We start from the raw sequence: 19,648 nt of genomic DNA, 5'->3' as shown, positions 1-19,648 counted from the left end.
CTTTGATAAACGAGCGTGATGACCATGCAGCATCCAGCGCGTATTGAACTCTGGGCCATCCTGCGGCTGGCGGGGCCGTTGATCGCCTCGCAGTTGGCGCACATGCTGATGGTCCTCACCGACACCCTGATGATGGCGCGCCTGAGTCCCGAGGCACTGGCCGGCGGTGGACTTGGCGCGGCGACCTATTCGTTCGTGTCGATTTTCTGCATCGGCGTGATCGCGGCGGTTGGTACGCTGGTGGCCATTCGTCAGGGTGCCGGCGATATTCTCGGCGCCACCCGGTTGACCCAGGCCGGGCTGTGGCTGGCATGGTTGATGGCGCTGGGCGCCGGCCTGCTGCTGTGGAACCTCAAGCCGGTACTGCTGCTGTTCGGCCAGACCGAAAGCAACGTCCAGTCGGCCGGTCAGTTTCTGATCTTTTTGCCGTTCGCCCTGCCCGGCTACCTGAGCTTCATGGCCTTGCGCGGCTTTACCAGCGCCATCGGCCGGGCAACGCCGGTAATGGTCATCAGCCTGGGCGGTACCGTCGCCAACTTCCTGCTGAACTACGCGTTGATCACCGGGATGTTCGGCTTGCCGAAACTGGGGCTGATGGGCATTGGCCTGGTGACGGCGATTGTCGCCAACCTGATGGCCCTGGCGCTGGCGTGGCACATTCGCCGGCACCCGGCCTACGACGCCTATCCACTGCGCCAGGGCTTGTGGCAGCTCAACCGCAAGTACCTGAATGAACTGTGGCGCCTGGGCCTGCCAATTGGTGGCACCTACGCCGTGGAGGTCGGGCTGTTTGCCTTCGCCGCGCTGTGCATGGGCACCATGGGCAGCACGCAACTGGGGGCGCACCAGATCGCCCTGCAAATCGTCTCGGTAGCCTTCATGGTGCCCGCGGGGATTTCCTACGCGATCACCATGCGCATCGGTCAGCATTACGGTGCCGGGCAGTTACTGGATGCCCGGCTGGCCGGAAGGGTTGGCATTGCCTTCGGAGCGGCGGCGATGCTGTGTTTCGCCATGGTCTTCTGGCTGTTGCCAAACCCGTTGGTCGGCCTGTTCCTCGACCACAACGACCCGGCGTTTGCCGATGTCATCAACCTCGCCGTGAGCCTGCTGGCGGTGGCGGCCTGGTTCGAGTTGTTCGACGGCGTGCAAACCATTGCCATGGGCTGCATTCGCGGGCTCAAGGATGCCAAGACCACGTTCCTCGTCGGCCTGGGTTGCTATTGGTTGATTGGCGCTCCGGCCGCGTGGTGGATGGCGTTCCACCTGGACTGGGGGCCAACGGGCGTCTGGTGGGGCCTGGCGCTGGGACTGGCCTGCGCAGCGGTGGCCCTGACGCTGGCGTTTGAATGGAAGATGAAGCGGATGATTCGGCGGGAGCCGGTGTCAGAGCATTTCGACGCCATCCAGGCCGAATGAAAAACCTGTAGGAGCTGGCTTGCCAGCGAAAACGGTGGGTCAGTCGACACATATGTTGAATGTCAAACCGCCTTCGCTGGCAAGCCAGCTCCTACAATTTTTCGTGGGTGTTTAAACGACGATTTCCAGCGGCGCCTGCTGATTGCCGTCAAACATCAGGTATTCCACCAGATCCGCCAACGGCAACGGCTTGCTGATTAGATATCCCTGCACCTGATCGCAATTGAACCCGCGCAACAGCTCCAGTTGTTCCGGCGTTTCCACACCCTCGGCGACCACTTCCAGGTTGAGGTTGTGCGCCAGGTTGATCATCGCGTGCACCAGTTTGCGATTTTCTTCGCGCAGCTCCATGCCGCCGACAAAGCTCTTGTCGATCTTCAGCAACGTGATCGGCAGGCTGTTGAGGTGCACGAAGGACGAAAAACCGGTACCGAAGTCATCCAGGGAGAAGCGCACACCCAGGCGCCCAAGGGCGTCCATGGTCTGTTTGACCAGATCGCTGCGGCGCATGACCGCGGTTTCGGTCAGCTCGAATTCCAGCCATTGCGCTTCGACACCGCGCTCGCTGATCAACCGGCTCAGGGTCGAGAGCAACTGGCTGTCCTGAAACTGCCGGAACGACAGATTGATCGCCATGTGCAATGGCGGCAAACCGAGTTCAAGCAACGCCTGCATATCGCGTAATGCCCGGGAAATGACCCAGTAACCCAGCGGCACGATCAAACCGCTCTGCTCGGCCAGGGGAACGAACTCGCTCGGAGGCAGCAAGCCGCGCTCGGCATGACGCCAGCGCACCAAGGCTTCGAGGCCGACGATCTGCCCGTCTTCAAGGTTCATCCGGGGCTGGTAATGCAGTTCCAGCTCATCGCGGCGCAAGGCCCGGCGCAGTTCGGTCTCAAGGTCGGCGACGCTGCGGGCATTGCGGTTGATGCGCTCGTTGAAAATGTGAAACGTACAGCCCTGGGTGCTCTTGGCCTGCTGCATGGCGATATGCGCGTGCCACATCAACGGGTCGGCGCCCGCCTGGGCCCGTGCATGGGCGATGCCCAGGCTGGAGCCGATCAGCAGGCTTTCGCCGTCGACCCAATAAGGCTCGGCCAACGCTTCGGTGATGCGCTCGGCCATCCATTCGGCGCGTTGAGGGGCGCGGCGAGTGTCGATCAGCAAGGCGAACTCGTCGCTGCCCAGCCGCGCCAGCTGATCGCCGGCTTCAAGCTGGCCTTTGAGCCGTGCGACCACCTGCAGGATCAGGCGGTCGCCGGCCTGGTGGCCGAGGGCATCGTTAGCGTAACGGAAGTTGTCGAGGTCAAGATGACCGAGGGCCAGGCCGCGACCATCGTTTTCCGCCAGCCGCGCCGTCAGCAGGGTCTGGAAACCCTGGCGGTTGGCGATGCCAGTCAGCGGATCCTGCTCCGCCAGGCGTTGCAGGGTGTTTTCCAGCAAGCCGCGCTCACGCACATGACGCAGGCAACGGCGCAGCATGCCCGGGTCGAGATGGTCGCGTACCAGCCAGTCGCTTACACCGTCGGGCGGGATCAGGGGCTCATGCTCGAGCAGCAACACTGTTGGCAAACAGCAACGGCCCGGCGCCGGCTGGAGAGTCGGGATCGTCAACAACACCGCGCTGCGGCTGTCATCGAACAGACTGCTGACCGACTCCCAGCTCGGCGCACTGATGAGCACGGCCGAGCTCCCCATCGGAGCCAGACACTCGCGCAACAACGCTGCCCACGCTGGCTCTTCGGCCAATAGCAGCAAACGCAAGGGTTCGACAGGCGTAGACAATCTAGCTCCCTAGACTCTGCAAAGATGTAGGCGACGGCATTATGCCGCGCCGATCCCTGATGACCAATGGACATCCGAGGCCTTTGTATCTGGAATTACGAACATTAGACGCGAATTCGTTGTGCATCCTGCGTGAAAGTAACAAAACCGGCAAATACAGATCGCGTTATACGTCACAAGTCGGAGAGAGCAGCACAATTCGCTGAGCCTGTTAAAATGCCGGCCCATTTCGTGACTGACTCGTGAATTTACCTATGTCCCGACTCAATCCCCGGCAGCAAGAAGCCGTGAGCTATGTCGGCGGCCCTCTTTTGGTGCTCGCCGGTGCAGGCTCCGGCAAGACCAGCGTAATCACCCGAAAGATTGCCCACCTGATCCAGAACTGCGGCATCCGCGCCCAGTACATCGTCGCCATGACCTTCACCAACAAGGCCGCGCGCGAGATGAAGGAGCGGGTCGGCACCCTGCTGCGCGCCGGAGAAGGCCGCGGCCTGACGGTCTGCACCTTCCACAACCTGGGCCTGAACATCATCCGCAAGGAACACGTGCGGCTGGGCTACAAACCCGGTTTCTCGATTTTCGACGAGACCGATGTCAAGGCCCTGATGACCGACATCATGCAGAAGGAATACTCGGGCGACGACGGCGTCGACGAGATCAAGAACATGATCGGCGCCTGGAAAAACGACCTGATCCTGCCGGCCCAGGCCCTGGAAAACGCGCGCAATCCCAAGGAACAGACCGCCGCCATCGTCTACACCCACTACCAGCGCACGCTCAAGGCGTTCAACGCAGTGGACTTCGACGACCTGATCCTGCTGCCGGTGAAGCTGTTCGAAGAGCACGCCGACATTCTGGAAAAGTGGCAGAACAAGGTGCGTTACCTGCTGGTGGACGAATACCAGGACACCAACGCCAGCCAGTACCTGCTGGTGAAGATGCTGATCGGCAAACGCAATCAGTTCACCGTGGTAGGCGACGACGACCAGTCGATCTACGCCTGGCGCGGCGCCCGCCCGGAAAACCTGATGCTGCTCAAGGACGACTATCCGTCCTTGAAAGTGGTGATGCTGGAGCAGAACTACCGCTCCACCAGCCGTATCCTGCGCTGCGCCAACGTACTGATTTCGAACAACCCCCACGAATTCGAAAAGCAGCTGTGGAGTGAAATGGGCCACGGCGACGAGATCCGGGTGATCCGCTGCCGCAACGAAGACGCCGAAGCCGAGCGCGTGGCCGTGGAAATCCTCAGCCTGCACTTGCGCACCGACCGGCCCTACAGCGATTTCGCGATCCTGTACCGGGGCAACTATCAGGCCAAGTTGATCGAACTGAAGTTGCAGCATCATCAGGTTCCCTATCGCTTGTCCGGCGGCAACAGCTTCTTCGGGCGCCAGGAAGTGAAAGACCTGATGGCCTACTTCCGCCTGATCGTGAACCCGGACGACGACAACGCCTTCCTGCGCGTGATCAACGTCCCACGCCGCGAGATCGGTTCGACTACGTTGGAGAAGCTGGGCAACTACGCCACCGAGCGAAAAATCTCGATGTATGCCGCCACCGACGAAATCGGCCTGGGCGAGCATCTGGACAGCCGCTTCACCGATCGCCTGTCACGCTTCAAGCGCTTCATGGATAAAGTTCGCGAGCAATGCGCCGGCGAAGACCCGATCTCGGCCCTGCGCAGCATGGTCATGGACATCGACTACGAGAACTGGCTGCGCACCAACAGCTCCAGCGACAAGGCCGCCGACTACCGCATGGGCAACGTGTGGTTCCTGATCGAGGCGTTGAAAAACACGCTCGAGAAGGACGAAGAAGGCGAGATGACCGTCGAAGACGCCATTGGCAAACTGGTGCTGCGCGATATGCTCGAGCGTCAGCAAGAAGAGGAAGAAGGTGCCGAAGGCGTGCAGATGATGACCTTGCATGCCTCCAAGGGCCTGGAATTCCCCTACGTGTTCATCATGGGCATGGAAGAGGAAATCCTTCCACACCGCTCCAGCATCGAAGCCGACACCATCGAAGAGGAGCGGCGCCTGGCCTACGTGGGCATTACCCGCGCGCGTCAGACCCTGGCCTTCACCTTTGCCGCCAAGCGCAAGCAATACGGCGAGATCATCGACTGCGCACCGAGCCGTTTCCTCGATGAACTGCCGCCGGACGACCTGGCCTGGGAAGGCAACGACGACACACCGACCGAAGTCAAAGCCGTGCGTGGCAATAGCGCATTGGCGGATATACGCGCGATGTTAAAGCGCTAGAATTGACCACTTTATTTAGACCTTCGGCGCAAAAGGCGCCAAAAGAGGACAGCTTCATGGAAGCCCTGCACAAGAAAATCCGCGAAGAAGGCATCGTGCTTTCCGATCAGGTCCTGAAAGTCGACGCCTTTCTGAACCACCAGATCGACCCGGCCCTGATGAAGCTGATCGGCGATGAATTCGCCACGCTGTTCAAGGATTCGGGCATCACCAAGATCGTCACCATTGAAGCGTCGGGCATTGCGCCGGCGATCATGACTGGCCTGAACCTCGGTGTGCCGGTGATTTTCGCTCGCAAGCATCAGTCCCTGACCCTGACTGAAAACCTGCTGTCGGCGACCGTTTACTCGTTCACCAAGCAGACCGAAAGCACCGTGGCGATTTCTCCGCGCCACCTGACCAGCAGCGACCGCGTGCTGATCATCGATGACTTCCTGGCTAACGGCAAGGCGTCCCAGGCGCTGATCTCGATCATCAAGCAGGCCGGTGCCACCGTGGCCGGCTTGGGGATCGTGATCGAGAAGTCGTTCCAGGGCGGTCGTGCGGAGCTCGATGCCCAGGGTTATCGTGTTGAGTCGCTGGCGCGCGTGCAGTCGCTGAAGGATGGCGTTGTAACCTTCATCGAATAAATCAGCTTCTCCGCTGTACCTGTGGGAGCGGGCTTGCCCGCGATGAGGCCTTAACATTCAACATCAATGTTGCCTGTCCTGCCGCCATCGCGGGCAAGACCGCTCCCACAGGGATCACCTGGTTAGCAGTTATTGCGCGGTGGCCTTGAGGCCGGTGAGCAATAGACGCTGAAACAGGTCTTCCTTCAGGCCTTCCGGGTTGGTGAGCTGCATCCGTTCCAGATGTTCCGGGTACGAAGAAGGCACCGGCGCATCCAGCGCAGCCTTACCCAACTCCAGTACTTCGCTGAGTTTGAATTTGCTCTTGAGCCAGTTCAGCGCCCGCAACAGGTCCCGCTCCACGTCGGTGAAATCACAACCCAGCGGATACTCCGGAAACAGCTGCGAATGCCGCGCCTCAATCGCCTGCAAACGCTGTAGTGTGTTGTCAGTGAAACGCGGATCCAGATGGAAATCCTTCGGTAACTTGCCAACCTTCTGTGCCTGCTCGATCAGGCCCGGCTGAAAACGCGAGTCGCTGATGTTCAACAGGGCCTCGATCACTGCCGCGTCCGTCTTGCCGCGAAGATCGGCAATGCCGTACTCAGTGACCACGATATCCCGCAGGTGTCGCGGGATGGTGCAATGACCGTACTCCCAGACAATGTTGGAACTGACGTCACCGCCCGACTCCCGCCAACTGCGCAGCAGCAACACCGACCGCGCACCTTCCAGCGCATGTCCCTGGGCAACGAAGTTGTACTGTCCACCCACGCCGCTGACCACGCGCCCATCTTCCAGCTGATCCGCCACACCGGCGCCTAGCAGGGTTACGGTAAAGGCGGTGTTGATAAATCGTGCATCGAGACGCTGCAGGCGTTTGAGCTCTTCCTGCCCGTACAGCTCATTGATGTAGCTGATACGGGTCATGTTGAATTCGAGCCGCTTGCTCTGCGGCAACTCGCGCAGGCGTTGATAAAAACTGCGCGGCCCGAGGAAAAAACCGCCATGCACCGAAATGCCGTCGGTTTGCGCCACTTCGTCGAGCGTGCCGGCATTGGCCTGCTGCTGGGTCGGCACATCCGGGTACACCTTGCGCCGCACGATCCCGGCATCGGCCAACACCAGCAAGCCGTTGACGAACATTTCACTGCAACCGTACAGGCCCTTGGCGAACGGTTCGATGCCACCTTCGCGCTCGATCAGTCGTGCCCATTGGCTCAGATCCAAGTCGCTCAGCAAAGCCTTGTAAGCGTCGCTGTCGGCCTGACGCGCCAGCAGTGCAGCGGTCAGCGCATCGCCCATGGAACCGATGCCGATCTGCAAGGTGCCGCCATCACGCACCAGCGTACTGGCGTGCAGGCCAATGAAGTGATCCTGTAAACCCACCGGCATGTTCGGCGTGGAAAACAGCGTGGTGCTGTCCTTCTCGTCGATCAACAGGTCGAAGGTGTCAATGCCGACTTCAGCGTCACCGGGCATGTAGGGCAAATCGTCGTGCACCTGTCCAACCATCAGAATCGTCTCCCCGGCCGCCCGGCGCCTGGCGATCATCGGCAGCAGGTCGAGGGTGATGTCCGGGTTGCAGCTCAGGCTCAAGCGATCGGGGTGTTCGGCATGGCTGGCCACCCGTTGCGCGATCAGGTTCAACCCGGCGGCGTTGATGTCCCGGGCGGCATGGCTGTAGTTGCTGCTGACGTAATCCTGCTGGGCCGACGCACTGTTGAGAAGGCTGCCCGGCTGCATGAAAAACTGTTGGATGTGGATGTTGGCTGGCAGGTTGTCGCGGTGCAGGGCGGCGAGGAAATCCAGTTCCGGATAATCGCCAAAGACCCGCTCGACAAAGGGTTCGAGAAAACGCTTTTGCAATCCGTCACCCAGCGCAGGACGGCCAAGGCACAGGGCGGTGTAGATCGTCAGTTGCCGCTGCGGCAGTTGCACGACACGTTGATACAGCGCGTTGACGAAGGGGTTGGGTTTGCCCAGGCCCAAAGGCAGGCCCATGTGGATATGCGCCGGCAACCTCGCCAGCACCTCGTCGACCGCTTGCTCGATAGAACACAGCTGTACCATCCGATCCTCCCGTACATTCCATGAAGTGGGGTTGGACCGAGCTTGCCGGGTCTTTACGCCCTTGAAAAGTAGGAGCTCCCACAAAAAAGCCGCTCGCAAGCGGCTTATTCGCGAAAGAGGCGGACTGGTTACAGGCCCGACATCTCTTTAATGGCGCCCTTGAGCTCGTCATCGGAGCAGTCGGCGCAGGTGCCTTTTGGCGGCATTGAGTTGATACCGGTAATGGCTTTGGCCAGGATGCCGTCGAGGCCGCCCTGGTGATCGGCGCGCTCTTTCCACGCGGCTTTGTCACCGATCTTCGGCGCGCCCAGCAGGCCGGTGCCGTGGCAAGCATTGCAATGCTTGGCAATGACGTCCTTAGGTGCCTTGGCACCACCGCCGCCGCCAGCCGCAGCGGCGACTTCCATGCCCTTGCACTCTTTGCCCTGGACACAGACCTGGCCGACTGGCTCAAGGCGCTTGGCGATTTCGTCGTTGGTCGCAGCTTGAGCGCTGACAGCCCAGAGGGCCAGTACGGTTGCTGGTGCGGCCAGCATTTTCATAATTAGATTCACGCGTTCACCCTCAATGGTGGCTAGTCACGCCTACGGCCACGGTTCGCAGGCGGGCGCAAGTATAGCGGTAAGCCCGCGACACTGAAACAACCCCAAAGTCGAAGGGGTCTTGTTGCGCAACGGTCAAACGTCTCGGGTGCCTCGGCCATGCTGGCAGGGCGCCTCTTTCCTTAAAAGTTCGCGGGTGTTGCTGCGCTGATTAGTCGCGCCGGCGCATCGAACGGATTACGGAAACGATGCGGCTTGGTACTTTCAAAGTAGTAGCTATCGCCGGCTTCGAGCACAAATGTTTCAAGCCCGACCACCAGCTCCAGCCGCCCTTCTACCAAAATGCCGGTTTCCTCGCCCTCATGGGTGAGCATCTCGTCACCGGTGTCGGCGCCTGGCGGGTAGATTTCATTGAGGAACGCGATAGCGCGGCTCGGGTGGGCCCGGCCGACCAGTTTCATGGTCACTGCACCATCGGAAATATCGATCAGCTCGTTGGCTTTGTAGACGATCTGAGTCGGTTTTTCCTGCAGGATTTCTTCGGAAAAGAACTCGACCATGGACATGGGAATCCCGCCCAACACCTTCCTCAGCGAACTGATCGAGGGGCTGACGCTGTTCTTCTCGATCATCGAAATCGTGCTGTTGGTGACGCCCGCGCGTTTGGCGAGCTCACGCTGGGAAAGACCTTTGAGCTTGCGGATTGATTGCAGTCGTTCACCGACGTCCAATGCAGGAGCCTCCAGGGATTCAGGTTGTTGGAATATTGAGCGTTATCATGGCGACAGCGTTCAGTATTTACAACACCTTGACCTGAATCCTGTTCGGCGAGGCGACTCCCGGTCTGGGCGGTTTAGCCCTCGCTCCCGCAATAGAGCATTGGCACCCGGCGCAGGTTGCAGAAGATCTGGTAAGGAATCGTGCCGGCGGCAATTGCCACGTCGCTGGCGAGGATATTTTTGCCCCATAACTCGACGGTCGAGCCCAGACCCGCTTGTGGGATGTCAGTCAGATCGACGCACAGCATGTCCATCGACACCCGGCCGATCAACTGGCTGCGTTGCCCAGCGACCAGTACTGGCGTCCCGGTCGGCGCCAGCCGCGGATAGCCATCGGCATAACCCATGGCCACCACGCCCACGCGCATCGGCTTCTGGGTAATGAATTTAGCGCCGTAGCCGATTGGCTCGCCAGCAGGCAATTCACGAACGCTGATCACCTTCGATTCAAGGGTCATCACCGGTTGCAGGCGCGAGGCCACGGCATTGGCTTCTTCGAATGGCGTGGCGCCATATAGCATGATGCCAGGGCGCACCCAGTCGCTGGGAATCTGTGGCCAACCCAGCACCGCAGGGGAATTTCGCAAGCTGACCTCGGCCGACAGGCCCTGACGCGCCTCTTCGAAAACCGCGACCTGCTCGGCACTGGCCTGGCAGTTCAATTCGTCGGCACGGGCGAAGTGGCTCATCAGCACGATCTTCGCGACCTTGCCGCTGGCCAGCAGGCGTTGATAGCCCGCCTGATAATCCTTCGGATGCAGGCCAACCCGGTGCATGCCCGAGTCGAGCTTGAGCCAGACCGTGATTGGCTTGCTCAATGCGGCTTTCTCGATCGCTTCGAGTTGCCACAGCGAATGCACCACACACCAGAAATCATGTTCGACGATCAGCGATAGCTCATCGGCTTCAAAAAAACCTTCCAGCAGCAATACCGGCGCGCGAATGCCCGCCGCCCGCAACTCCAGGGCTTCTTCGATGCAGGCCACGGCAAACCCGTCCGCCTCGGCTTCCAGCGCCTGGGCACAACGCACTGCGCCATGGCCATAGGCATCGGCCTTGATCACCGCGAGGGCACGGGCGCCCGTGACTTCACGGGCGAGTCGGTAGTTGTTGCGCAGGGCTTGGAGGTCGATCAGGGCACGGGCAGGACGCATGGCGGCAGACTTCTGGTCGGTCGTTTAAAAAAACCGGCGCTGCTGACGGCGTAAACCGCCAGTGGCACCGGAAGAGGGATCTCTATGAGCTGCTGATTTGAAGGCAGTTATGGCAGAGCGGCTACAACCGACAGCTCCACCAGGATTTCCGGTTCGCACAACTTCGCTTCAACCGTGGCCCGGGCCGGTGCAACGCCTTTGGGCAACCACTGGTCCCACACCGCGTTCATGCCTTCGAAATGTGCGTCGATGTCTTTCAGGTAAATCGTCACCGACAGCAATTGATGCTTGTCGGTGCCGGCCAGATCGAGCAAACGCTCGATATTGGCGAGGGTTTCACGGGTCTGCTGTTCAATCCCGGCGTTCATGTCGTCGCCGACCTGCCCGGCCAGGTAAACCGTGCCGTTATGGGTGACGATCTGACTCATGCGCTCATTGGTGAGCTGGCGCTGGACTGACATGCTTTGCAGGCTCCTGGGTTTTGTTGCCATAACGGGAAATATCGAGTCCTTCGGCGCTGATCTGCGGCTTTCTCTTGGCCATCAGGTCAGCCAGCAAACGGCCAGAGCCACAAGCCATGGTCCAGCCGAGGGTGCCGTGACCGGTGTTCAGGAACAGGTTCTTGAACGGGGTGGCTCCGACAATCGGTGTGCCGTCCGGCGTGGTCGGACGCAGGCCGGTCCAGAAGCTGGCCTCGGCCAGATTGCCGCCCTGAGGATAAAGGTCGTTGACGATCATCTCCAGGGTTTCGCGCCGACGCGGGTTCAGCGACAGGTCAAAACCGGCAATCTCCGCCATGCCGCCAACGCGGATGCGGTTGTCGAAACGGGTGATCGCGACCTTGTAGGTCTCGTCGAGAATGGTCGAAGTCGGGGCCATCGCCGGGTTGGTGATCGGCACGGTCAGGGAGTAACCCTTGAGCGGATATACCGGCGCCTTGATGCCCAGTGGCTTGAGCAGTTGCGGCGAGTAGCTGCCGAGGGCCAGCACGTAGCGGTCAGCGGTTTCCAGCTTGCCGTCGATCCACACGCCGTTAATGCGATCACCGGCGAAGTCGAGGCTTTGAATGTCCTGGCCGAAACGGAATTGCACACCGAGGTTAGTGGCCATTTCGGCAAGCTTGGTGGTGAACATCTGGCAGTCGCCAGTCTGGTCGTTCGGCAGACGCAGGGCACCGGCGAGGATGTTGGTGACGCTGGCCAGGGCCGGTTCGACGCGGGCAATGCCTTCGCGGTCGAGCAGTTCGAACGGCACGCCGGACTCTTTCAGCACGGCGATGTCTTTCGCGGCGCCGTCGAGCTGGGCCTGGGTGCGGAACAGTTGTGTGGTACCGAGGCTGCGGCCTTCGTAGGTGATACCGGTTTCGGCGCGCAGTTCGTCGAGGCAGTCACGGCTGTACTCGGACAGGCGGACCATGCGCTCCTTGTTCACCGCGTAACGGCTGGCGGTGCAGTTGCGCAGCATCTGTGCCATCCACAGGTACTGATCGATGTCGGCAGTGGCCTTGATCGCCAGGGGCGCATGGCGCTGCAGCAGCCATTTGATGGCCTTGAGCGGCACGCCTGGCGCGGCCCACGGCGATGCATAACCCGGCGAGACCTGCCCGGCGTTGGCGAAACTGGTCTCCATGGCAGCAGCCGGCTGCCGGTCCACCACCACCACTTCAAACCCGGCACGCGCCAGATAATAAGCACTGGTGGTACCGATGACGCCGCTACCCAAGACCATAACGCGCATTTTCATTTCCCTCATCGCGGCTAACCGCTGACGTTTGTTGTTCAGAGCTTCGGATGTGCGCAGTGTAAAAAAGATTTGCCAGTGCTTTTCACTATATAAGCGCCTATATTTGGCGACAATTCTCGGCAAAAACCCTTTTCACGGAGGCGCATCCCCTATGCGTACCAACACTCAGACCAAACGTGAGCTGGACAAGATCGACCGCAACATCCTGCGGATCCTGCAAGCGGACGGGCGCATATCCTTTACCGAGCTCGGGGAAAAGGTCGGGCTCTCGACCACGCCCTGTACCGAGCGGGTGCGGCGCCTGGAGCGCGAAGGGATCATCATGGGCTACAACGCCCGGCTCAATCCGCAACACCTCAAGGGCAGTCTCCTGGTATTCGTCGAGATCAGCCTCGATTACAAGTCCGGCGATACCTTCGAAGAGTTCCGACGCGCGGTGCTGAAGCTGCCCCACGTTCTGGAGTGCCATTTGGTGTCAGGAGATTTCGACTACCTGGTGAAGGCGCGGATTTCGGAGATGGCCTCGTACCGCAAACTGCTGGGCGACATCCTGCTCAAGCTGCCGCATGTGCGCGAATCCAAGAGCTATATCGTGATGGAAGAGGTGAAGGAGAGCTTGAGCCTGCCGATTCCGGATTGAAGAGCTTTGGATCGTTCCCACGCTCTGCGTGGGAACGATCAAACGAGAACCTGCCGGGTACTGGCCATGTACTCGAACACCTGTTTTTCGGCACTCGGATGAATCAACTCCACCGGCCCGCGCCCATTCGGGCACGGCAAGGTCTTGGTGGTGCCAAACAACCGGCAGATCAGCGGCCGCTCGTCATATACCGTGCAGCCGTTCGGCCCCAGATGGACGCAATTGAGTTCATCCATCGCCGCATCCTGCTCGGCGCGGCTCTTGCGTGGCAGGCGGGACATTTCCTCCGGCGAGGTCGTTACCGGGCCGCAGCAGTCGTGGCAGCCGGGGACGCACTCGAACGAGGGAATCTGCTGGCGCAACGTGCGAATTTTCTGACTGTTGCAGCTCATGCAAACCACTACCGATCTCGAAACAGAAGCGGATTCTGACGTAAAAGCCCCGATCCAGACAGCACCGGCCGACCAATGTTGCCCCCCTTCGAGGTCCGGCATATGCTCCGACAAATTTTCCAGACGCACCAATCAGGATCACGCACATGAATGGCCGTGCCCAGCAGCCTGCCCCGAATCACCGGCACACCGCTTCCTATTACGCCGCCAGCAGCCTGCCTCAGCCCGACTATCCGCGGCTGACCGGCGAACTCGTGGCTGACGTTTGCGTGGTCGGCGGCGGATTCTCCGGGTTGAACACAGCGCTGGAACTGGCTGAACGCGGCCTGAGCGTGGTGCTGCTTGAAGCCCATAAAATCGGCTGGGGCGCCAGCGGCCGCAATGGCGGGCAGTTGATTCGGGGGGTTGGCCATGGCCTTGATCAGTTTACCGACGTGATCGGCACCGACGGTGTACGCCAGATGAAGCTCATGGGCCTGGAAGCGGTGGAAATCGTTCGACAGCGGGTCGAGCGTTTTCAGATCCCCTGCGATCTGACCTGGGGTTACTGCGACCTTGCCAACAAGCCCCGTGATCTCGAAGGTTTCGCCGAAGACGCCGAAGAATTGCGCAGCCTCGGTTACCGCTACGAAACCCGTCTGCTGCAACCCCATGAAATGCATACCGTGGTTGGCTCCGACCGTTACGTCGGCGGCTTGATCGACATGGGCTCCGGGCATCTGCACCCGCTGAACCTGGCGCTGGGCGAAGCCGCCGCCGCGCAGCGGCTGGGCGTGAAGCTGTTCGAACAATCAGCCGTGACGCGCATCGATTACGGCCCGGAGGTCAAAGTACATACTACCCAAGGCTCGGTACGGGCAAAAACGCTGGTACTGGGGTGCAACGCCTACCTCAATGAACTCAACCCTGAACTCAGTGGCAAGGTACTGCCCGCCGGCAGCTATATCATCGCCACCGAACCCTTGAGCGAAGAATTGGCTCACGCGCTCCTGCCTCAAAACATGGCTGTCTGCGATCAACGTGTGGCGCTGGATTACTACCGACTCTCGGCGGATCGCCGCTTGCTGTTCGGCGGCGCCTGCCATTACTCGGGGCGAGATCCGAAAGACATCGCCGCCTATATGCGACCAAAGATGCTGGACGTCTTCGCGCAATTGGCCAGCGTGAGGATCGATTATCAGTGGGGCGGGATGATCGGCATCGGCGCCAACCGTCTACCGCAGATCGGGCGGCTCAAGGATCAGCCGAACGTGTATTACGCCCAGGCCTATTCCGGTCATGGCGTGAACGCCACGCACCTGGCGGGCAAGTTGCTGGCCGAAGCCATCAGCGGGCAGCACAGTGGTGGCTTCGATCTGTTCGCCCAGGTGCCGCACATCACATTCCCCGGCGGCAAGCATTTGCGCTCGCCGTTGTTGGCGTTGGGGATGTTGTGGCATCGGCTCAAAGAGTTGGTCTGAAAGCTACCGGTGTTCTTATGGACCTCATCGCGGGCAAGCCCGCTCCCACAGGAATTAGCTGTACTCACAAATCTTGTGAACACCCGCAATAACTGTGGGAGCGGGCTTGCCCGCGATGAGGCCCTAAAGACCGCTACAGAATTCAGATCCGCCAGAAAGGCTTCAACCCCTCCTCCCGCGCCTGCTCACGCGTCAGCCCGACATCCTTGAGCTGGGCGGGTGTCAGCTCCAGCAACGCCTTGCGCGTGTGCAGACGACACCAGAACCGATTCCAGCGGCCCAGGCCGGACGACGCATTGCGCATGTCCGCCTCGCGCGCACCGTGATCTTGCCCTGCCGTCAGCTCCTGACTGTGTAAAGTCAGCCGCACATCGCTCAAGCCGTTCATTTTGATCGCTCCTGTTTACTTGGGTAGCCAGAGCTTTCATGATGCGTGGACGGCGAAAAGCATTACAGATTCAACCAAACTGTATTATCTCCATACAGATTTGCCGCCAGACGCACTGAATCCTGATTTTTGGCCCCATCTGTACTGGTCAATCACATGACCTCTGACGAGACTGCACCATGACTCTCTACGTCAACCTCGCCGAACTGCTCGGCACGCGAATCGAACAGGGCTTCTATCGCCCCGGTGACCGACTGCCATCGGTGCGGGCGTTGAGCGTTGAACATGGCGTCAGCCTGAGCACGGTGCAGCAGGCTTATCGCGTGCTGGAAGACAGTGGACTGGCCACGCCAAGGCCTAAATCCGGATATTTCGTGCCGGTCAGCCGCGAGCTGCCCGAACTTCCAGCGGTGGGCCGGCCGGCGCAGCGACCGGTGGACATTTCCCAATGGGATCAGGTGCTGGAGTTGATCCGTGCGGTGCCGCGCAAGGACGTAGTTCAACTGGGTCGCGGCATGCCGGACATCACAACCCCGACCCTCAAGCCGCTGCTGCGCGGCCTGGCGCAACTCAGTCGCCGACAAGACATGCCTGGCCTTTATTACGACAACATCCACGGCAATCTCGAACTGCGCGAGCAGATCGCCCGGTTGATGCTCGATTCCGGCTGCCAACTGGGCCCCGGCGACCTGGTGGTGACGACCGGCTGCCATGAAGCGCTGTCCACCAGCATTCGCTCCATTTGCGAGCCGGGCGATATCGTGGCCGTGGATTCGCCGAGCTTTCATGGCGCCATGCAAACCCTCAAGGGCCTGGGCATGAAAGCCCTGGAAATCCCCACCGACCCGCTCACCGGAATCAGCCTGGACGCACTGGAACTGGCATTGGAACAGTGGCCGATCAAGGCCATACAGTTGACTCCCAACTGCAACAACCCGCTGGGCTATATCATGCCGGAGTCGCGCAAACGCTCATTGTTGACGCTTGCGCAGCGTTTTGACGTGGCAATCATCGAAGACGATGTGTATGGCGAGCTGGCCTACAGCTATCCTCGCCCGCGCACCATCAAATCCTTCGACGAAGACGGGCGAGTCCTGCTCTGCAGTTCATTCTCCAAGACCCTCGCTCCTGGCCTGCGCATCGGCTGGGTCGCACCGGGACGTTATCTGGAGCGTGTGCTGCACATGAAGTACATCAGCACCGGCTCGACCGCACCGCAGCCGCAGATTGCCATCGCGGAATTTCTCAAGGCCGGTCATTTCGAACCGCATTTGCGGCGCATGCGCACGCAATACCAGCGCAATCGCGACGCGATGATCGATTGGGTCACCCGGTATTTCCCCGCAGGCACCCGCGCCAGCCGCCCGCAAGGCAGCTTCATGCTGTGGGTCGAGCTGCCGGAAGGCTTCGACACCCTGAAACTCAATCGCGCCTTGCATGATCAAGGCGTACAGATTGCCGTCGGCAGCATCTTTTCCGCCTCGGGCAAATATCGCAATTGCCTGCGCATGAACTACGCTGCCAAACCAACGGCACAGATTGAAGAGGCCGTGCGCAAGGTCGGGGCCGCCGCGATCAAGCTATTGGCGCAAACCAACGGGCTGGCCGACTGACCTTTCTGCGCAGACCGGCGTCCATATGCCAACATCTGCCGCCAATCGGAACGGTCCCGCGTGAGAGTCAGACAGCTCCTGCCAGCTCTTGTGTTACTTGCTTCGTACCTTGGCGGCTGCGCCAGCTTCGACGTGCAGCGCGAACCGAGCCAGGCACTGCCGGCAAGTGCTTCGGCATTCGGCCGCTCGGTCCAGGCCCAGGCGGCGCTCCATGAAGGGAAATCCGGCTTTCGCCTGTTATCGGACAGCACCGAAGCCTTCACCGCCCGCGCCGAACTGATCCGAAACGCCCAGGGCAGTCTCGATTTGCAGTACTACATCGTGCATGACGGTGTCAGCACGCGAATGCTGGTGGAAGAAATGCTCAAGGCCGCCGACCGCGGCGTGAGTGTTCGCATTCTCCTCGACGACACCACCAGCGACGGCCAGGACGTCACCATCGCCACCCTGGCGGCGCATCCACAGATTCAGATTCGTGTATTCAACCCGCTGCACCTGGGGCGCAGCACCGGCGTCACACGCACCATGGGCCGCCTGCTCAATCTGTCGCAGCAACACCGGCGCATGCACAACAAGTTGTGGCTGGCCGATAACAGCATGGCCATCGTTGGCGGGCGCAATCTGGGGGACGAGTATTTCGATGCCGAGCCGAATCTGAATTTCACCGATATCGACATACTCGGCGTCGGCCCCGTCGCCGAGCAGTTGGGCCACAGTTTTGATCAGTACTGGAACAGTGCGCTGAGCAAGCCCATCGAGCAGTTTCTGTCGAGCAAACCGACCGCGCAGGACCTGAAAATCACCCGGACCCGGCTGGAAGAATCCCTGGAAGAATCACGCAAACAGAACCATGCGCTCTTTCAACAGCTGATGAAGTTTGCCACCGACCCGCGCCTGGATACCTGGCGCAAAGAGCTGATCTGGGCCTGGAACCAGGCGTTGTGGGATGCGCCGAGCAAAGTGCTGGCGGACGGCGAGCCAGACCCGCAGCTGCTGCTGACCACCCAATTGGCGCCCGCACTCGATGGCGTCAGCAAAGAGCTGGTGATGATCTCGGCCTATTTCGTGCCCGGTCAGCCGGGCCTGGTGTATCTGACGGGTCGCGCCGATGCCGGCGTGTCGGTGAAGTTGCTGACCAATGCATTGGAGGCCACGGACGTGCCGGCGGTGCATGGCGGCTACGCCCCGTATCGCAAAGCGTTGCTGGAGCATGGCGTACAGCTCTTCGAGCTGCGCCGCCAGCCCGGCGATGAAAGTGGCAGCGGGCCTCGTCTGTTTTCCCGCAGGTCCTATGGCGAGTCCGATTCCAGCTTGCACAGCAAGGCGATCATCTTCGATCAGCAGAAATCCTTCATTGGCTCATTCAACTTCGATCCGCGCTCGGTGCTGTGGAACACCGAAGTCGGCGTGCTGGTGGATAGCCCCGAACTCGCAGCCCGGGTGCGCGAACTGGCACTGGAAGGCATGGCGCCGGCCCTGAGTTATCAGGCACGGCTGGAGAATGGCCAAGTGGTATGGGTGACCGAAGATGACGGCAAAATGCACACCCTGACCGAGGAGCCGGCCAGTTGGTGGCGACGCTTCAATGCCTGGCTCAGCACCACGGTGGGGCTGGAGCGCATGCTCTAGGCCGGCTCGACAACCGTACCAAATGCCCCTTGGCGCGACAGCAGAATCACCAGGCCAAACGCTCCCGCCGCCATCAGTAATGGCAACGCATGCCCGCTGATCCACTGGCTGCCGGCACCGGCGATCAACGGCCCGAGCAGACAACCGATCCCCCACAGCTGTGCGATGTGGGCATTGGCCCGAACCAGGGCATCGTCGCGATAACGCTCGCCAATCAGGATCAGCGACAAGGTAAACAATCCGCCAGCACTGGCGCCGAACAGCACCCACAACGGCCAGATCAGCAGGGTGTCGATCAGCAACGGGATCGCCAGGCTCGACACCAGCAGGACCACCGCGCACCACGTGAACAATACGCGGCGCGACATCCGGTCCGCCAGCGCGCCGATTGGCAATTGCAGCAAAGCATCCCCCACCACCACGGTACTGACCATCGCCAGGGCGATTTCCGTGGTGAAGCCCTGGCGCAGGCAATACACCGGCAGCAACGTCAGGATCATGGCTTCGAACGCCGCGAACAGCGACACCGCCCAGGCAATCGCCGGCAAACCGCGGCAGAAGGTCATCAAATCGCCGAAGGTCACGCTACAGGCTTCGCTGCTGGGCGCGCCACTGCGGCCCAACAACAGCAACGGCGCCGCCACCAGCAGTCCGACGCCGACCCAGAAACCATAATCGTGCTCGGTGCCCAGCACGCCCAGCAATATCGGGCCGGCCAACTGGCTCAACGCATAACTGCTGCCGTACAGCGCCACCAGCCGCCCGCGCCACTCTTCGACCACCAGTTGGTTGATCCAGCTCTCACCGAGGATGAACACCAGGGTCAAAACCACGCCGATCATCAAGCGCAGCACCAGCCAGATCGGGTAGCTGGGTAACAGCGCCAGCAGGCCTATGGACACGGCTCCGCCCCACAAACACAAGCGCATCAGATTGGCCGTGCCAAGACGCGCCGCCAGATGACTGGAAATCTTTGCACCCAGCAGCACACCAATGGCCGGCATCGCCGCCATTACGCCGATGGCAAACGAGCCGTAGCCCCAGCTTTCCAGGCGAAACGACACCAGCGGCATGCTGACACCCAGGGCCAGGCCGACACTCAAGACAGACGCCAACACGGCGAAATACGTCGCCCAACGCATGTTCCACGCTCCTGTGG

17 protein-coding genes are annotated in these 19,648 nt (G+C 60.7%); 7 read left to right on the top strand and 10 right to left on the bottom strand.

Annotated elements, in window-relative coordinates; translation table 11 throughout:
* Nucleotides 1-24: 24 nt before the first annotated feature.
* Nucleotides 25-1,419, top strand: coding sequence for a NorM family multidrug efflux MATE transporter (locus ACIO0C_RS00525; protein WP_401307325.1), 1,395 nt, complete (start codon nucleotides 25-27; stop codon nucleotides 1,417-1,419).
* A 111-nt stretch (nucleotides 1,420-1,530) separates the two neighbouring features.
* On the opposite strand, the gene ACIO0C_RS00520 is transcribed toward ACIO0C_RS00525, so the two are convergent.
* Nucleotides 1,531-3,204 carry a putative bifunctional diguanylate cyclase/phosphodiesterase gene (locus tag ACIO0C_RS00520; RefSeq protein ID WP_401306519.1) on the bottom strand — a complete coding sequence of 558 codons (1,674 nt, stop codon included), beginning with the start codon at nucleotides 3,202-3,204 and terminating at the stop codon, nucleotides 1,531-1,533.
* Between the two features lie 254 nt (nucleotides 3,205-3,458).
* On the opposite strand from ACIO0C_RS00520, the gene rep reads away from it, so the two are divergent.
* On the top strand, nucleotides 3,459-5,468 hold the full coding sequence (gene rep, locus ACIO0C_RS00515; protein ID WP_008054626.1) for a DNA helicase Rep: 2,010 nt from the start codon (nucleotides 3,459-3,461) through the stop codon (nucleotides 5,466-5,468).
* A gap of 56 nt (nucleotides 5,469-5,524) precedes the next feature.
* On the top strand, nucleotides 5,525-6,097 hold the full coding sequence (locus tag ACIO0C_RS00510; RefSeq protein WP_007934646.1) for a xanthine phosphoribosyltransferase: 573 nt from the start codon (nucleotides 5,525-5,527) through the stop codon (nucleotides 6,095-6,097).
* Nucleotides 6,098-6,226: 129 nt separating this feature from the next.
* Here ACIO0C_RS00510 and ACIO0C_RS00505 read toward each other — a convergent pair whose 3' ends face one another.
* The 6 genes from ACIO0C_RS00505 to dadA all read right to left on the bottom strand — a co-directional run bounded on the left by ACIO0C_RS00505 (nucleotide 6,227) and on the right by dadA (nucleotide 12,361).
* Nucleotides 6,227-8,149, bottom strand: coding sequence for an acetyl-CoA hydrolase/transferase C-terminal domain-containing protein (locus tag ACIO0C_RS00505; protein ID WP_401306514.1), 1,923 nt, complete (start codon nucleotides 8,147-8,149; stop codon nucleotides 6,227-6,229).
* 128 nt (nucleotides 8,150-8,277) lie between these two features.
* Entirely contained in the window at nucleotides 8,278-8,691 is a 414-nt protein-coding gene (locus tag ACIO0C_RS00500; protein WP_306669899.1) for a cytochrome c5 family protein, read from the bottom strand.
* A gap of 182 nt (nucleotides 8,692-8,873) precedes the next feature.
* The gene (locus ACIO0C_RS00495) at nucleotides 8,874-9,422 is read right to left on the bottom strand and encodes a cupin domain-containing protein (RefSeq protein ID WP_007947433.1); all 549 of its coding nucleotides are present in this window, start codon (nucleotides 9,420-9,422) and stop codon (nucleotides 8,874-8,876) included.
* A 122-nt stretch (nucleotides 9,423-9,544) separates the two neighbouring features.
* The gene (gene alr / locus ACIO0C_RS00490) at nucleotides 9,545-10,624 is read right to left on the bottom strand and encodes an alanine racemase (protein WP_401306511.1); all 1,080 of its coding nucleotides are present in this window, start codon (nucleotides 10,622-10,624) and stop codon (nucleotides 9,545-9,547) included.
* Between the two features lie 107 nt (nucleotides 10,625-10,731).
* A complete protein-coding gene (locus ACIO0C_RS00485; protein ID WP_180202157.1) occupies nucleotides 10,732-11,085 on the bottom strand; it encodes a RidA family protein in 354 nt (117 codons plus the stop codon).
* Nucleotides 11,057-12,361: a D-amino acid dehydrogenase gene (gene dadA / locus ACIO0C_RS00480; RefSeq protein ID WP_401306507.1), complete on the bottom strand. Its 1,305-nt coding sequence runs from the start codon at nucleotides 12,359-12,361 to the stop codon at nucleotides 11,057-11,059. Before dadA ends, ACIO0C_RS00485 begins: the two co-directional genes overlap by 29 nt.
* Before the next feature lie 157 nt (nucleotides 12,362-12,518).
* Between dadA and ACIO0C_RS00475 the strand changes: the two genes are divergently transcribed.
* Complete coding sequence (locus ACIO0C_RS00475; RefSeq protein WP_003177284.1) at nucleotides 12,519-13,007, top strand: Lrp/AsnC ligand binding domain-containing protein; 489 nt, start codon at nucleotides 12,519-12,521, stop codon at nucleotides 13,005-13,007.
* A gap of 38 nt (nucleotides 13,008-13,045) precedes the next feature.
* On the opposite strand, the gene ACIO0C_RS00470 is transcribed toward ACIO0C_RS00475, so the two are convergent.
* Nucleotides 13,046-13,399, bottom strand: a complete 354-nt coding sequence (locus ACIO0C_RS00470) for a YkgJ family cysteine cluster protein (protein ID WP_401306504.1) — start codon at nucleotides 13,397-13,399, stop codon at nucleotides 13,046-13,048.
* A 146-nt stretch (nucleotides 13,400-13,545) separates the two neighbouring features.
* Between ACIO0C_RS00470 and ACIO0C_RS00465 the strand changes: the two genes are divergently transcribed.
* Nucleotides 13,546-14,859 (top strand): NAD(P)/FAD-dependent oxidoreductase, encoded by a 1,314-nt coding sequence (locus ACIO0C_RS00465; RefSeq protein WP_401306502.1) that lies wholly within the window; start codon nucleotides 13,546-13,548, stop codon nucleotides 14,857-14,859.
* Nucleotides 14,860-15,001: 142 nt separating this feature from the next.
* On the opposite strand, the gene ACIO0C_RS00460 is transcribed toward ACIO0C_RS00465, so the two are convergent.
* Complete coding sequence (locus tag ACIO0C_RS00460; RefSeq protein WP_401306499.1) at nucleotides 15,002-15,247, bottom strand: DUF1127 domain-containing protein; 246 nt, start codon at nucleotides 15,245-15,247, stop codon at nucleotides 15,002-15,004.
* 179 nt (nucleotides 15,248-15,426) lie between these two features.
* On the opposite strand from ACIO0C_RS00460, the gene ACIO0C_RS00455 reads away from it, so the two are divergent.
* Entirely contained in the window at nucleotides 15,427-16,860 is a 1,434-nt protein-coding gene (locus ACIO0C_RS00455) for a PLP-dependent aminotransferase family protein (RefSeq protein WP_401306496.1), read from the top strand.
* A 60-nt stretch (nucleotides 16,861-16,920) separates the two neighbouring features.
* A complete protein-coding gene (locus tag ACIO0C_RS00450; protein ID WP_401306494.1) occupies nucleotides 16,921-18,489 on the top strand; it encodes a phospholipase D family protein in 1,569 nt (522 codons plus the stop codon).
* Here the strand turns inward: ACIO0C_RS00450 and ACIO0C_RS00445 are convergent.
* Nucleotides 18,486-19,631, bottom strand: a complete 1,146-nt coding sequence (locus ACIO0C_RS00445; RefSeq protein ID WP_401306493.1) for an MFS transporter — start codon at nucleotides 19,629-19,631, stop codon at nucleotides 18,486-18,488. The genes ACIO0C_RS00450 and ACIO0C_RS00445 overlap by 4 nt on opposite strands.
* Between the last annotated feature and the right edge of the window lie 17 nt (nucleotides 19,632-19,648).

This window comes from Pseudomonas sp. NPDC087336, assembly GCF_044744285.1.
In the GTDB taxonomy this organism is placed as follows: Bacteria; Pseudomonadota; Gammaproteobacteria; order Pseudomonadales; family Pseudomonadaceae; genus Aquipseudomonas.
Note: the sequence above shows the minus strand (reverse complement) of the source record. Positions and strands in the feature narration are given on the sequence as shown.